General features: G+C 72.7%; 13 protein-coding genes and 3 pseudogenes. 13 read left to right on the top strand and 3 right to left on the bottom strand.

Annotated features, from left to right (window positions below; translation table 11 throughout):
* Window positions 1-25 precede the first annotated feature (25 nt).
* Together J2N69_RS34560 and J2N69_RS36445 are read right to left on the bottom strand one after the other, a co-directional pair.
* Window positions 26-1,405 (bottom strand): annotated as a pseudogene (locus tag J2N69_RS34560) (alpha-amylase); the annotation flags it as partial.
* Between the two features lie 261 nt (window positions 1,406-1,666).
* A pseudogene (locus J2N69_RS36445) lies at window positions 1,667-1,786 on the bottom strand (CGNR zinc finger domain-containing protein); the annotation flags it as partial.
* 404 nt (window positions 1,787-2,190) lie between these two features.
* Here J2N69_RS36445 and J2N69_RS34550 point away from each other — a divergent pair.
* The 9 genes and pseudogenes from J2N69_RS34550 (at window position 2,191) to J2N69_RS34510 (ending at window position 8,684) form a co-directional block, all read left to right on the top strand.
* Window positions 2,191-2,727, top strand: coding sequence for a GNAT family N-acetyltransferase (locus tag J2N69_RS34550; protein ID WP_230904246.1), 537 nt, complete (start codon window positions 2,191-2,193; stop codon window positions 2,725-2,727).
* Window positions 2,728-2,836: 109 nt separating this feature from the next.
* The gene (locus J2N69_RS34545) at window positions 2,837-3,514 is read left to right on the top strand and encodes an HAD family hydrolase (protein WP_230904245.1); all 678 of its coding nucleotides are present in this window, start codon (window positions 2,837-2,839) and stop codon (window positions 3,512-3,514) included.
* 120 nt (window positions 3,515-3,634) lie between these two features.
* Window positions 3,635-4,726: a M20 family metallopeptidase gene (locus J2N69_RS34540; protein WP_230904997.1), complete on the top strand. Its 1,092-nt coding sequence runs from the start codon at window positions 3,635-3,637 to the stop codon at window positions 4,724-4,726.
* Window positions 4,723-4,944 carry a hypothetical protein gene (locus tag J2N69_RS34535; RefSeq protein WP_330166846.1) on the top strand — a complete coding sequence of 74 codons (222 nt, stop codon included), beginning with the start codon at window positions 4,723-4,725 and terminating at the stop codon, window positions 4,942-4,944. The genes J2N69_RS34540 and J2N69_RS34535 overlap by 4 nt, the downstream gene beginning before the upstream one ends.
* A gap of 47 nt (window positions 4,945-4,991) precedes the next feature.
* A pseudogene (locus tag J2N69_RS34530) lies at window positions 4,992-5,153 on the top strand (M20 family peptidase); the annotation flags it as partial.
* Window positions 5,150-5,362 (top strand): hypothetical protein, encoded by a 213-nt coding sequence (locus J2N69_RS34525; protein WP_330166845.1) that lies wholly within the window; start codon window positions 5,150-5,152, stop codon window positions 5,360-5,362. The pseudogene J2N69_RS34530 and the gene J2N69_RS34525, both read left to right, overlap by 4 nt.
* The gene (locus tag J2N69_RS34520) at window positions 5,359-6,147 is read left to right on the top strand and encodes a GNAT family N-acetyltransferase (protein ID WP_230904244.1); all 789 of its coding nucleotides are present in this window, start codon (window positions 5,359-5,361) and stop codon (window positions 6,145-6,147) included. Before J2N69_RS34525 ends, J2N69_RS34520 begins: the two co-directional genes overlap by 4 nt.
* A gap of 123 nt (window positions 6,148-6,270) precedes the next feature.
* Window positions 6,271-7,371, top strand: a complete 1,101-nt coding sequence (gene menC, locus J2N69_RS34515; RefSeq protein ID WP_230904243.1) for an o-succinylbenzoate synthase — start codon at window positions 6,271-6,273, stop codon at window positions 7,369-7,371.
* A 68-nt stretch (window positions 7,372-7,439) separates the two neighbouring features.
* A complete protein-coding gene (locus tag J2N69_RS34510) occupies window positions 7,440-8,684 on the top strand; it encodes a GDSL-type esterase/lipase family protein (protein ID WP_230904242.1) in 1,245 nt (414 codons plus the stop codon).
* 85 nt (window positions 8,685-8,769) lie between these two features.
* On the opposite strand, the gene J2N69_RS34505 is transcribed toward J2N69_RS34510, so the two are convergent.
* Window positions 8,770-9,261, bottom strand: coding sequence for a MarR family winged helix-turn-helix transcriptional regulator (locus tag J2N69_RS34505; RefSeq protein ID WP_230904241.1), 492 nt, complete (start codon window positions 9,259-9,261; stop codon window positions 8,770-8,772).
* 195 nt (window positions 9,262-9,456) lie between these two features.
* On the opposite strand from J2N69_RS34505, the gene J2N69_RS34500 reads away from it, so the two are divergent.
* The 4 genes from J2N69_RS34500 to J2N69_RS34485 are packed head-to-tail and all read left to right on the top strand — an operon-like array spanning window position 9,457 to window position 13,259.
* Complete coding sequence (locus J2N69_RS34500; RefSeq protein ID WP_230904240.1) at window positions 9,457-10,383, top strand: SDR family NAD(P)-dependent oxidoreductase; 927 nt, start codon at window positions 9,457-9,459, stop codon at window positions 10,381-10,383.
* Window positions 10,384-10,388: 5 nt separating this feature from the next.
* Window positions 10,389-11,261, top strand: a complete 873-nt coding sequence (locus J2N69_RS34495) for an amidohydrolase family protein (RefSeq protein ID WP_230904996.1) — start codon at window positions 10,389-10,391, stop codon at window positions 11,259-11,261.
* 10 nt (window positions 11,262-11,271) lie between these two features.
* Window positions 11,272-12,807 carry an acyl-CoA synthetase gene (locus J2N69_RS34490; RefSeq protein ID WP_230904239.1) on the top strand — a complete coding sequence of 512 codons (1,536 nt, stop codon included), beginning with the start codon at window positions 11,272-11,274 and terminating at the stop codon, window positions 12,805-12,807.
* The gene (locus J2N69_RS34485) at window positions 12,804-13,259 is read left to right on the top strand and encodes a MaoC family dehydratase (protein WP_230904238.1); all 456 of its coding nucleotides are present in this window, start codon (window positions 12,804-12,806) and stop codon (window positions 13,257-13,259) included. The genes J2N69_RS34490 and J2N69_RS34485 overlap by 4 nt, the downstream gene beginning before the upstream one ends.
* Window positions 13,260-13,263: the final 4 nt, after the last annotated feature.

Below are 13,263 nucleotides of genomic sequence, written 5' to 3'. Positions count from 1 at the left end.
GCGCGAGGGCGGCCGGTCAGGCCTTGCAGCTCCTCGCTCCCACGTGCAGCGCGACGGCGGTGTTGTGGCCGAGCGTGGCGGTGAACCGCCCGGAGGAGTCGACGCTGACGCGCCTGCCGGACTGGACGTCGCAGTAGTCGCCCGCGGGCAGCGAGGTCTGGAAGGTGCGGGTCAGCGCGGAGCCCTCGTGGTTGATGGCCACATACGCCTTGTCGCCGCGGCCGAAGGCGATCTGGTTGCCGCCGTTGTCCCACCAGTGCGTGACGGCCTGGCCGCGCGCGGTGTTGCGGAAGGCGACCATGCCCGAGATCTCGCGCCAGGCGTGCTGGCACTTCCAGCCGTCGGAGTAACAGGCCTTCACCGTGCCGCCGTTGGGCGGCCCCGCGTCGCGGTCGGAGAACTCGTAGCCGGAGTGGACGTCGGGCGCGCCGTAGGGCCAGGCAAGCATGAAGACGTTGGCCAGGGTGTAGTTGGCGCCGTCCTTGTAGCTGAGCGTGTCGCCGCCGCGCTCGGTGTCGTGGTTGTCGACGAAGACGGCGGACTTCCCGGAGGGCAGGTACCCCCAGCCCTCGCCGTAGTTCTTGAGGTAGGCGAGCTTCTCGGCGGTGAAGACGCGCTTGAGGTCGCGGGCGTACCGGAACTCCTGGACGTCTCCGGTGCCGAGGTACTCGCTCGGGGAGACCGCCTCGCCCCCGCCGTGGATGGCTTCCTGCTTCCAGTGGACGCCCGGGTCCTTGAGCCGTGCCTTGATGGCGGCGAGGTCGGCCGCCGGCATGTGCTTGGCGGCGTCGATGCGGAAGCCGTCGACGCCGAGCGAGCGGAGGTCGTCGAGGTAGGCGGCGATGCGGCCGCGCACGTACGCCTCGCCGGTGTCCAGATCGGCGAGGCCGACGAGTTCGCAGTTCTGTACGTTGCCCCGGTTGCCGTAGTCGTTGATCTCCGACCGGCAGTCGTCCATGTCGGCGCCCGAGTAGGTGCCCGGGTAGTCGTACTTCGTGTAGGCCGACCCGCCGGTGCCGGTGCCGGAGCCCGCCGACATGTGGTTGATCACGGCGTCCGCGACCACTTTGACGCCCGCGGCGTGACAGGTGGCGACCATGCTCTTGAAGGCCGCCCGGTCACCGAGGCGCCCGGCGATCTTATAGCTGACGGGCTGGTACGAGGTCCACCACTGGCCGCCCTGGATGTGCTCCTGGGGCGGTGAGACCTGGACGAACCCGTAACCGGCGGGGCCGAGTTGGTTCTTGCACGCCTTGGCGACCGAGTCGAAGCGCCACTCGAAGAGGACGGCGGTGACGTCCTTGCCGCCGGGCGGGGAGGCCGCGGCCTCGGGTGTCGTCGCGAAGAGACTTCCGAGCACACCGGCCGTCAGGGCGAGCGTGCCGGCAAGGGATCTGCGCGCTATGCGCGTTGGGCCTTTCACGGGACCTCCAGGGGGGCGGGGTCGGGGTGCGGACGGGATGTGGGTGGGACGCGGGTGTGCCGGGCCCGGGGTGCCGGGGGCGTGGGGCCCCGGTCGCGGTGAAGCGGGCTCGATGGTTGCTTGCAGAAATCTTGCAGGTTGAATCTGCAAGAACTTGCGATCGGGACCGTAAGCGGCTTCAAACGCCAGGTCAACCCTTCGCGCACGCCCGAACTGCCATCGTGTCGCGCTGCGTGCGCGGTGCCGGCGTACCGCGTCGCGGTTGGCGCACCGGTGGGAGCAGTAGCGCCTGCGGCCGGTGCGGGAGGTGTTGGCGAAGAGGGTGGCGCACTCGGTGACCTCGCACCGCCGCAGCCGGTGCATGCCGCGGCCCGTTAGATGCAGCGCGGTGCCGACCGAGATCAACGAGAAGAGCAGCGCGCCGAGCGGCAGTCGGTCGTCGCGGTAGTGCAGGTGCCGGCCGTCGCCCGCGTGGTCGGTGAGCCGCGGGTGGGCGGTGGACGCGGTCGGCATCCGGTTGGCCTGCTCGGCGCGCTCCCGCTCGTCGGTGGCGTCGACGACCTTCTCCCACACGTCCAGGGCGGCCGGCGCGTGGGTCAAGCCCGCCTGTTCGACGGGGCGTTCCAGGGTCAGCCCGGCCCCGCGGCAGCGGTCCGCCAGCTCTTCCGCGGTGGTCGGGCGCCGGTTGCCCAGGTCCGCAGCCAGGTTCACGGCGTCCTCGCCGTAAGGGTTGAGATGCATGAGGGCATGACAGCAAGGTGATCGGCATGAGACCCGCCGACGCAGCCGGACAGCCCGCCATGGACCAGACCGCGCACACCACGACGCACCGCCGCCCGGCCGTGCGACGGGCCGTGGCGGACGATCTCCACGAACTCGTCCGTCTGCGCGCGTCGTTGTTCGAGGATCTCGGCGGCGACTACTTCAACCCGCCTTCCGCGGACGGCGACTGGCGTCACCGCCTCGTCGCGGTCATGACGGAGCAGCTGGCCTCGGACGCGGCGCGCATCCTTGTCGTGGACGGCGATTCCGGCCTGGCCGCGTGCGGGATCGGCACCGTCGACCAGTGGTTCCCCGGGCCGCACAACCCCACCGGCCGGGTCGGTCACGTGATCGGCGTGGTCACCGATGTGCCCTACCGGCGGCGCGGGTACAGTCGCGCGATCATGCTGGCCCTGCTCGACTGGTTCCGCGAGCGGGAGGTGTCGCGTGTGGACCTGTACGCGTCACCGGAGGGCGAACCGCTCTACCGCGACCTGGGCTTCGTCGACCACCCGGACCCGGCGCTCTACTGGCGGCCCTGAACACGCCGGCCGCGCCGGGCCGCGCTGCGGATCGGTGAGGGTGGTGAGGATCGGTGAGGATCACTGCCGGTCACTGCCGGTCGCCGCCGTCAGCTGGCATGATCGGCGCGTGACCAGTGAACCTGAGTGGGCGGGCCGCAAGAGGTACGTCTTGTTCGACGTCGACGGGACGTTGATCGACGCGGTGAGCAACCAGCGCCGGGTGTGGGCGACATGGGCGGAGCGGTACGGGCTGGACGCGGACGAGGTGTACCGGGTGGCCCTGCGGACGCGGCCGGTGGAGACGTTCGCCCAGGTCGCCCCGGACCGTGACCCGCGCGAGTGCCTGGCCGTACTGCACGCGCTGGAGGACGAGGACGTCCGGTCCGGTGTCTACGCGGCCTTCGACGGCGCGTCGGAGCTGCTGCACGGTCTGCCGCCGGGGAGCTGGGCGCTGGTGACCTCCAACTACGAGCACCGGGTCCGCGGCCGCTTCCTGCGGACGGGCCTGTCCGTGCCGGAGCTGATCGTCGACGCGGCGGCGGTGGACGAGGGCAAGCCCTCCCCCGAGCCGTATGCTCGGGCCGCCGCGGCGCTGGGCGCCGTGCCCGAGGACTGCCTGGTCATCGAGGACGCGCCGTCCGGAGTGCGGTCCGGGCTGAGCGCCGGGATGACGGTGTGGGGCGTGAACGGCGCCACCGCGGCGGAGGGCGCGCACCGCCACTTCACCGATCTGCGCGAGGCGGTCCCGCACATCCTGGCCTGGGCGCCCTCGAACCCACCGGCCGGCATCGGCCGCCCGGCCTAGTATCGCGGGAACGCTTTCGAGAAGGAGTCGACGGTGACCGAAGATCTGCTCAGTGGCACGTTCGATGCGGGGGCGGAGCCGGACGAGGCGGCGGAGGAGACGGCGGACCGGCTCGCCGCGATGGTCGCGGACCTGAAGGAACTGGTGGAGTGCGAGTCGTTCTCCTCGGACCTGGAGGCGGTGGCGCGCAGCGCGGACGTCGTGGCCGCACAGGGGACCCGCCTTCTCGGCGTCCCGCCCGAGCGCCTCGTCGTCGACGGGGTGACGCATCTGCGCTGGGCGTTCGGCACGCCCCGGGTGCTGCTCCTCGGCCATCACGACACCGTGTGGCCGATGGGTTCACTGGCCACGCACCCGTGGTCGCTCAAGGACGGCGTGGCACGCGGGCCCGGCGTCTTCGACATGAAGGCGGGGCTCGTACAGATCTTCCACGCCCTGGCCTCGCTGCCGTCCCTGGAGGGCGCGTGCGTCCTGATCACCGGGGACGAGGAGGTCGGCTCGGGCACCTCGCGGGAGCTGATCGAGGATACGGCGCGGCAGTGTGCGGCGGCCTTCGTTTTGGAGGCCTCGGCGGACGGCGGCGCGGTGAAGACGGCGCGCAAGGGCACGTCCTCCTACGAGTTGGTGGTGCACGGCAAGGCGGCCCACTCCGGCCTGGAGCCGGAGAAGGGCGTCAACGCGGCGATCGAGGCCGCGCACCTCGTCCTCGCCCTGGAGGGGCTGGCGGCGACGGTCGACGCCGATGCCCCGGAGGGCTGGCGGACCACGGTGACGCCGACGATGACGTGGGCGGGTTCGACGACCAACACGGTGCCCGCCGAGGCGACGGTCTGCGTCGATGTGCGCGTCCCGACGCTCACCGCGCAGGAGCGGGTGGATGCCGCGATCCGGGCGCTGAAGGTGACAGTTCCGGGGGCGCGCCTGGAGGTACGCGGCGGTCCCACCAGGCCGCCTCTGGAGGAGGCTTCGTCCGCCGCGTTGTTCGCGCGGGCCCGCGAGATCGCCGGGCGTCAGGGCTGGGGGCCGCTGCTGTCGGCAGCGGTCGGAGGAGCGTCCGACGGGAATTTCACCGGGGGCGTCGGCTGCCCGACCCTGGACGGACTCGGCGCCGTCGGCGGCGGAGCACACGCCGACCACGAGCACGTGATCGTCGCCGAGATGGCCCCACGGGCCCGACTGCTCGCCGCCCTCGTCAAGGAGCACGTCCGGTGAGCACGCCCGAGGTCCCCGAGGTGCACGAGCCGCCCGAACTGGCCGCGGTTGGCCGACCGTACGACGGGAACCACACCAGCGGCACCGGCTGTCCGGCCCTGCACGGACTCGGCACCGTCGGCGGCGGAGCACACGCCGACCATGAGCACGTGATCGTCGCCGAGATGGTCCCCCGCATCCGGCTGCTCGCCGCCCTCGTCGAGGAACACGTCCGGTGAGCGCGCTGGAGGTGCACGAGCCGCCCGAACTGGCCACGGCCGGCCGACGTTACGACGGGAACCACACCGGCGGCGCCGGCTGCCCGACCCCGGACGGGCTCGGCGCCGTCGGCGGCGGAGCGCACGCCGACCACGAGCACGTCATCGTCATCGAGATGGCCCGACGGGCCCGACTGCTCGCCGCCCTCGTCAAGGAGCACGTCCGGTGAGCACGCCCGAGGTGCGCGACATGCCCGAACTGGCCGCAATCGGCGGAGCATCCCACGGGAACCACACCAGCGGCATCGACTGCCCGACCCTGCATGGACTCGGCGCCGCCAGCGGCCGAGCCCACGCCGACGACGAGCACGTCATCGTCGCCGAGATGGCCCCACGGACCCGGCTGCTCGCCGCCCTCGTCGAGGAACACGTCCGGTGAGCGCGCTGGAGGTGCGCGAGGTGTGCGAGCTGGCCGAACTGGCCGCGGTCGATGCCCTGTTCGAGCGGATTTGGGGCACCGCACCCGGTGCCTCGCCCATGGGGGCCGAGCAGATGCGGGCGCTGTCGCACGCCGGGAACTACGTCGCGGCCGCCTTCGCCGACGGCCGTCTGGTCGGCGCGTCCGTCGCCTTCTTCGCGGCCCCCGTCGGACAGACGCTGCACTCCCACGTCACGGGCGCCCTGCCCGGATACGCGGCGGGCCTCGCCCTGAAGCGGCACCAGCGCGACTGGGCCCTGGCCCGGGGGCTCTCCCGGATCACCTGGACCTACGACCCGCTGGTGCGGCGCAACGCCCACTTCAACCTGGCCAAGCTCGGCGCGCGGCCGGTGGAGTACCTCACTCGCTTCTACGGCCGGCTCGACGACGCCATCAACGGCGGTGACGACACCGACCGCGCCCTCGTCACCTGGGAGCTGCACGGCCCCGGGCCGACGGCGGCCCCGCCGCCGGCCCGCGTGCCCGCCGACGCCGTGACCGCCTTGTCGGTACAGGACGGCCTGCCGGTCGCGGGCCGGCTCGACTCCCCCGCCCTGCTGGTCGACGTGCCGCCCGACATCGAGGCGTTGCGCCGCACCGACCCCGGCGCGGCCAAGGCGTGGCGGCTCGCGATGCGCGAAGTGCTGGGCGGCCTGCTCGCCGAGGGAGCCCGCGTCACGGGCTTCCACGACCGGACTTCCTACGTCGTGACCCGCGAGACAGACGACCTGATGCCTGACACCTGACGCCGGGCACCCGACGCCCGACGCCTGGCGCCCGCCACGCCGACCCGGCGCTCGACGCACACGCCCGCCGCCCCGACACCCGCCGTCGTCGCCTGCCGCACGCCCACCCCAGGAGCCGACCACATGAGGATCACCGGTATCGAACTGCGCCGGATCGCGATGCCCCTGCGGTCCCCGTTCCGCACCTCCTTCGGCGTCGAGACCGCCCGTGACGTCCTGCTCGTACGGGTCGTCACCCCCGACGGCGAGGGCTGGGGCGAGTGCGTCGCGATGTCCGAACCCCGCTACTGCTCCGAGTACGTCGACGGGGCGGCCGACGTGCTGCGCCGCTTCCTCGTCCCGGCCCTGCCCGCCGTGGCGGACGCCCACGCGGTGAAGCGCGCGATGAAGCCCTTCAAGGGCCACAAGATGGCCAAGGCGGCGCTGGAGACCGCCGTGCTCGACGCTCAGCTGCGGGCGTCGGGCCAGTCCTTCGGCGGGTATCTCGGGGCCGCGCGTGACCGGGTGCCGTGCGGGGTGTCGGTCGGGATCATGGACTCCGTGCCCGAACTCCTCGACGCCGTGGGCGGCTTCGTCGATGAGGGGTACCTGCGCGTCAAGCTCAAGATCGAGCCCGGCTGGGACCTCGCCCCCGTCCGCGCGGTGCGGGAGCGGTTCGGCGACGACCTGCTGCTCCAGGTGGACGCCAACGCCGCCTACACCCTGGCCGACGCCCGGCAGCTGGCCAAGCTCGACGCGTTCGACCTCCTGCTCGTCGAGCAGCCGCTGGCCGACGACGACCTCGTACAGCACGCGGCCCTCGCGAAACTGCTGCGGACGCCGGTGTGTCTGGACGAGTCGATCGAGTCGGCGCAGGACGCCGCCGCGGCCATCACCCTCGGTGCCGCCTCCGTCATCAACATCAAGCCGGGCCGGGTCGGCGGCTACCTCGAAGCCAAGGCCATCCACGACCTGTGCGTGGCCCACGGCGTCCCGGTGTGGTGCGGGGGCATGCTGGAGACCGGGCTCGGCCGCGCCGCCAGCGTCGCGCTGGCCGCGCTGCCCGGCTTCTCCCTGCCCGGCGACACTTCCGCGTCCGGCCGCTACTTCGCCACGGACATCACCGAGCCGTTCGAACTCGCCGACGGCCACCTCGACGTGCCCACCGGAGCGGGGCTCGGCGTCGACCCGCTCGCCGAGGTGCTGGAGACGGTGACCACGGCCCGGGAGTGGATACGGCTGTAGGAAGCCCGGCCTCCGGTCGCGCGACAAAAGCATGTGCGGGTCAGCATTCCGCTTGACAGGCTGGGGCCATGAACTCTCCGCACGACCCCGCCCCCGCCCCCGACTCCTCTGTCGCTTCCCGGGGAGCGGACTGGATCACCACGCCGCTCACCCCCGAGCGCGCCGCGGAGCTGCTGCGCGGCGCGCTCGAAGTGGAACGCACCGAGCACGGCGTGCTGCCGCACCGGCTGCCCGCGCGGGCCCGCGCCCAGTGCGCCGACGAGCAGCTGGCCCGGGCCGAGGCCCAGCCCTCCGGCGTACGGCTGGTCCTCCGGACGCGGGCCACCACCATCGAACTGGACGCGCTCCGTACGAAGATGGGCTATCACGGCGCGCCACCGCGCCCCGACGGCGTGTACGACCTGCTCGTCGACGGCGCCCTCACCCGGCAGGCCGGTGTGCACGGCGGCAACGTCCTGATGATGGACATGACCACCGGTACGACGGAGACCGTGCCCGGGCCGGTCGGCACCGTCCGCTTCGCCGGTCTGCCCGGCCGCGTGAAGGACGTCGAGATCTGGCTGCCGCACAACGAGATCACCGAGCTGGTCGCCCTGCGCACCGACGCGCCCGTGGAGCCGGTCCCCGACCGGGGCCGCAAGGTGTGGCTGCACCACGGCAGCTCCATCAGCCACGGCTCCGACGCGGTGAGCCCCACGGCCATCTGGCCCGCGCTCGCCGCGTCCCTCGGCGGCGTGGAGCTGATCAACCTCGGCCTGAGCGGCAGCGCCCTGCTCGACCCGTTCACCGCGCGTGCCCTGCGCGACACCCCGGCCGACATGATCAGCGTCAAGATCGGCATCAACATCGTCAACACGGACCTGATGCGCCTGCGCGCCTTCGGCCCCGCGGTGCACGGCTTCCTCGACACGATCCGCGAGGGGCACCCGGCCACCCCGCTGCTGGTCGTCTCACCCATCCTGTGCCCCATCCACGAGGACACTCCCGGCCCCGCGGCCCCGGACTTCAGCGACATCAGTGAGGGACGGCTCCGGTTCGCGGCCATGGGTGACCCCGCCGAGCGAGCCGCCGGGAAGCTGACGCTCGGCGTGATCCGGGACGAGCTGTCCCGCATCGTCAAGCAGCGCGCCGCCGACGACGCGCACATCCACTATCTCGACGGCCGCGACCTCTACGGCCAGGCGGACCACGCCGAGCTGCCGCTCCCCGACGAGCTGCACCCCGACGCCGCGACCCACCGCCTCATGGGCGAGCGCTTCGCCGCGCTGGCCTTCGGCTGCGGCGGGCCGTTCGCCTCGGAGAACCGCGGCTGACACCGGGCCCCCAGCTGACACCGGGCCGGGCGGGCGACCCTTCGGCCCCGCCGCGCCCGGTTCCGGCCGGCGGCCCCGGCCCGTCTCACTCCCCGTCCGGGTGGGCCATCCGGCTCAGCAGCGTGTGCAGGGTGTGCCGCTCCTCGGGGCCGAGCGGGGCGAGAAGCTCCGCGGTCACGCCTCTGGCCACCTCGTCGGAGTCGCGCAGGAAGTCGCTGCCCGCCGGGGCGAGGGCGACGATGCGGCGGCGGCGGTCGCCGGGAGCGGGGCGGCGCTCGACGAAGCCGAGGCGTTCCAGGTCGTCGACGAGGCCCACGATCGCGCTCGGGTCGTAGCCGAGCCGCCGGCTCAACTCGCGCTGGGCGGCGCCCTCCACGGTGGCCAGGTAGCGCAGCAGCGCGTAGTGGCGCAGGCGCAGGCCGGACCTTTCGAGCGCCGCGTTGAAGAGCTGTCCCGAGCGCAGGCCGAGCCGGTACAGCAGATAGCCCGCGTCGGCGTGCAGTCCTCGCATCCAGGGGGCGCCCTCGTCGACGGAGCCTTCCGCCACGGGTCCGGCGGTCGTCTTGCGGCTGGTCATGAGCGGCGCTCTCCCTCTTCGGTGCTTCGCGGGTACGTGCGGCGATGGTGGCCCGCCGGTCCAGCATGCCCGAACTCCGGTGTCGACAACAACCATTGACGACAACAATGGTTTGTCCTAGCTTCCTTTCCGGGCGCCGTCCGGCCTCGTCCGCACCATGTCCCCGCCTCTCCCGCCCGTCGAAGGGATACCGCCATGCCCGAAACCTCCGCCGTGGACCTCAGCGGCAAGGTCGCCGTCGTCACCGGTTCGGGGCGGGGCCTGGGCCTCGCCTACGCCTGCGCCCTCGCCCGTGCCGGAGCCGCCGTCGTCGTCAACGACATCGACGAGGCGGCCGCCGACCGCGCCGTCGAGAGCATCACCGAGTCCGGGGGCCGCGCCGTCGCGGAGTGCGTCGCCGTCGGGACGGGTGAGGCCGCCGACCGGCTGGTCGGCCGCGCCGTCGAGGAGTTCGGCCGCCTTGACGTGCTGGTGACCAACGCCGGCATCCTCCGCGACCGGGTGCTGTGGAAGATGTCCGACGACGACTTCGACGCGGTCGTCACGACACATCTGCGCGCCACGTTCACCTGCGCCCGCGCCGCGGCCGTGCGGATGCGGGAGCAGGGCGAGGGCGGCCGGCTGATCCTGGTCGGCTCGCCCGCCGGGCAGCGCGGCAACTTCGGGCAGACCAACTACGCCGCCGCCAAGGCCGGCATCGCGGCCATGGCCCGCACCTGGTCCATGGAGCTGGCCCGCGCCGGCATCACCGTCAACGCGATCGTGCCGGTCGCCGCCACCGCGATGACCGAGACGATCCCGGCCTTCGCGCCCTACGTCGAGGCGATGCGGGAAGGGCGGCCGCTGCCGGACTTCCTCCGCAAGGGCGAGGGGTTCGGCACGGCGGAGGACTGCGCCGCGCTCGTCCCCTTCCTCGCCTCCGACGCGGCGGCCGACGTGACCGGGCAGTGCGTGGGCATCGGCGGCGACCGCCTCACCCTGTGGTCGCACCCCCGCGAGGTCTCCGTCGCGTACGCCGACGGCGGCTGGACCCCGGAGTCGATCGCCGCCGTCTGGCACACCTCCGTGGGCAGCGTCCCGGAGACGGTCGGCATCCCCGCGCCCAAGACCCCCGGGGAGTGAGCGCGGTGGACCTCTCCGAGCTGACCGCGATCGACGTCCACACCCACGCGGAGGTCTCCTCGCGGGGCCACGCCTCGCTCGCCCCCGATCTCGACGCGGCCGCCGGCGCGTACTTCAAGGTCGAGGGGCGCACGCACAAACCGACCCTTCCGGAGATGGCCGCCTACTACCGCGAGCGCAAGATGGCCGCCGTCGTCTTCACCGTGGACGCCGAGTCCGCCACCGGCACGCCGCCCGTACCGAACGAGGAGGTGGCCGAGGCCGCCGCCGCGCACCCGGACGTGTTCATCCCGTTCGCCTCCGTCGACCCGTTCCGCGGCAGGGCGGGGGTGCGCCAGGCCCGCAGGCTCGTCGAGGAGTACGGCGTCAAGGGCTTCAAGTTCCACCCGAGCGTCCAGGGCTTCTTCCCCGACGACCGCGCGCTCGTCTACGGGTTGTACGAGGTGATCGAGGAGACCGGCTGCGTCGCCCTCTTCCACACCGGGCAGACCGGCATCGGCGCGGGCGTGCCCGGCGGCGGCGGAATCCGGCTGAAGTACTCGAACCCCATGCACGTCGACGACGTGGCCGCCGACTTCCCGCATCTGAAGATCATCCTCGCGCATCCGTCGTTTCCCTGGCAGGACGAGGCGCTCGCCGTGGCCACCCACAAACCGGGCGTGCACATCGATCTCTCCGGGTGGTCGCCGAAGTACTTTCCGCCCCAACTCGTGCACTACGCCAACACGTTGCTGAAGGACAAGGTGCTCTTCGGCTCCGACTTCCCCGTCCTGACACCCGACCGCTGGCTCGCCGACTTCGAGCGGCTCGCGATCAAGGACGAGGTCCGCCCCAAGATCCTCAAGGAGAACGCCGCCCGCCTGCTCGGGCTCGGATAGAGGGGGCGCCATGCGCGACGAAGGACTCGGTTCCTGGCCCGCGCGCCGGGCCCGCAAGACCCCGCACCGCACCGCCCTGATCCACGAGGGCCGCACCCTCACCTACGCCGGTCTGCACTCCCGGGTGCTGCGCCTCGCGCACGCGCTGCGCGCCCGCGGTGTCCGGCGCGGTGACCGGGTCGCCCACCTCGGGCCGAACCACCCGGCCTTCCTGGAGACCTTCTTCGCCGCGGGCGCGCTCGGCGCGGTCTTCGTCCCGCTCAACGCCCGGCTGAGCGGCCCCGAGATCGCGTACCAGCTGGCCGACGCGGGCGCGGGCACCCTGATCCACTCCTCCGCGCACACCGCCCTCGTCACCGGACTGCGGCAGGCGGGGCAGACCCCTTCCCTGGGATGTGTCGTCGAAGTGGGCCCGGAGTACGAGGAGTTGATCGACGGCTCCGTCGAGGAGCCGCTGGACGAGGCGGTCGCCCCGGACGACGTGTGCCTGCTGATGTACACCTCCGGCACGACGGGCCGCCCCAAGGGCGCCATGCTCACCCACGCCAACCTCACCTGGAACGCCGTCAACGTGCTGGTCGACGCCGACCTCGCCGCGGACACGGTCGCGCTGGTCTGCGCCCCGCTCTTCCACGCGGCGGCGCTCGGCATGCTCGCCCTGCCCGTCCTCCTCAAGGGCGGCACCTGCGTCCTCGTCGAGTCGTTCGACCCCGCCCGGGCCCTGGACCTGGTGGAGCGGCACGGCGTGAGCGTCATGTTCGGGGTGCCCACGATGTACGACCGCTTCGCCCGGGAGCCGCGCTGGGAGGCGGCCGACCTGTCCTCGCTGCGCATCCTCATGTGCGGCGGCGCGCCCGTGCCCACGCCCCTCATCGAGGCGTACGCGCGGCGCGGCCTCGCCTTCCAGCAGGGCTACGGCATGACGGAGGCCTCCCCCGGCGCCCTCTATCTCGACGCCGAGCACGCGGCGCGCAAGGCGGGCACGGCCGGGGTGCCGCACTTCTTCACCGACGTACGCGTCGTACGCCCCGACCTCACCCCGGCGGCGGTCGGGGAGACCGGTGAGGTGCTGGTGCGCGGGCCGCATGTGATGGCCGGGTACTGGCAGTTGCCAAAGGAGACGGCCGCCGCGTTCGCCGACGGCTGGTTCCGCACGGGTGACGCGGCGCGGGTGGACGCCGACGGTTTCGTCACCATCGCCGACCGTCTCAAGGACATGATCATCTCCGGTGGCGAGAACGTGTATCCCGCCGAGGTCGAGAGCGCCCTGCTCGGCCACCCCGACGTGCTGGAGTGCGCCGTCATCGGTGTGCCCGACGCGCGGTGGGGCGAGGTGCCGCGCGCCGTCGCCGTGCTCCGCGAGGGCGCGACGGTCACCGCCGACGAGGTGCTCGGCTTCCTCGCCGGCCGCCTCGCCAAGTACAAGATCCCCGCGTCGCTGGTGTTCGTGCGCGAACTGCCGCGCACCGCCTCGGGGAAGCTCCACAAACCCAGCCTGCGCCGCGAGCACGGCGGCGCGCCCACCGACGAAGGAGTATCCCGATGAGCCGTGTCGTCCAGGGACTTGACGAGCTGACCGCCCTCGCCGGAAGCGAACTCGGCGTCACCGACTGGCTGGAGGTCGGACAGGGCCGCATCGACACCTTCGCCGACGCGACCGACGACCACCAGTGGATACACACCGACCCCGAGCGGGCCGCGCGGGGACCGTTCGGGGCGCCGATCGCCCACGGCCACCTCACCCTCTCCCTCTTCATCCCGCTCTTCACCGACCTCCTCGACGTCCGGGGCGTCACCACGAAGGTCAACTACGGCCTGGACCGGGTGCGTTTCCCCGCCCCCGTGAAGGCCGGCTCCCGGATACGGCTGCGCGCCACGCTCGCCTCCGTCGACGCGGTGCGGGGCGGGGTGCAGATCGCCGTGGACGGCACGGTCGAGATCGAGGGCGGCGACAAGCCCGCGTGCGTCCTGCGGAGCCTGTCCCGCTTCTACGCGTAAGGAG

This window comes from Streptomyces huasconensis (genome assembly GCF_021028635.1).
Classification (GTDB): domain Bacteria; phylum Actinomycetota; class Actinomycetes; order Streptomycetales; family Streptomycetaceae; genus Streptomyces; species Streptomyces huasconensis.
This window is presented reverse-complemented; position numbering and strand designations above follow the sequence as displayed.

Excerpts from the sequence above, each read along its gene's own strand:
- J2N69_RS34505 (WP_230904241.1), bottom strand. The coding sequence starts at position 9,261 with ATGACCAGCCGCAAGACGACCGCCGGACCCGTGGCGGAAGGCTCCGTC.
- menC (WP_230904243.1), top strand. The coding sequence starts at position 6,271 with ATGAGGATCACCGGTATCGAACTGCGCCGGATCGCGATGCCCCTGCGG.
- J2N69_RS34540 (WP_230904997.1), top strand. The coding sequence starts at position 3,635 with ATGGTCGCGGACCTGAAGGAACTGGTGGAGTGCGAGTCGTTCTCCTCG.
- J2N69_RS34510 (WP_230904242.1), top strand. The coding sequence starts at position 7,440 with ATGAACTCTCCGCACGACCCCGCCCCCGCCCCCGACTCCTCTGTCGCT.
- J2N69_RS34500 (WP_230904240.1), top strand. The coding sequence starts at position 9,457 with ATGCCCGAAACCTCCGCCGTGGACCTCAGCGGCAAGGTCGCCGTCGTC.
- J2N69_RS34485 (WP_230904238.1), top strand. The coding sequence starts at position 12,804 with ATGAGCCGTGTCGTCCAGGGACTTGACGAGCTGACCGCCCTCGCCGGA.
- J2N69_RS34490 (WP_230904239.1), top strand. The coding sequence starts at position 11,272 with ATGCGCGACGAAGGACTCGGTTCCTGGCCCGCGCGCCGGGCCCGCAAG.
- J2N69_RS34550 (WP_230904246.1), top strand. The coding sequence starts at position 2,191 with ATGAGACCCGCCGACGCAGCCGGACAGCCCGCCATGGACCAGACCGCG.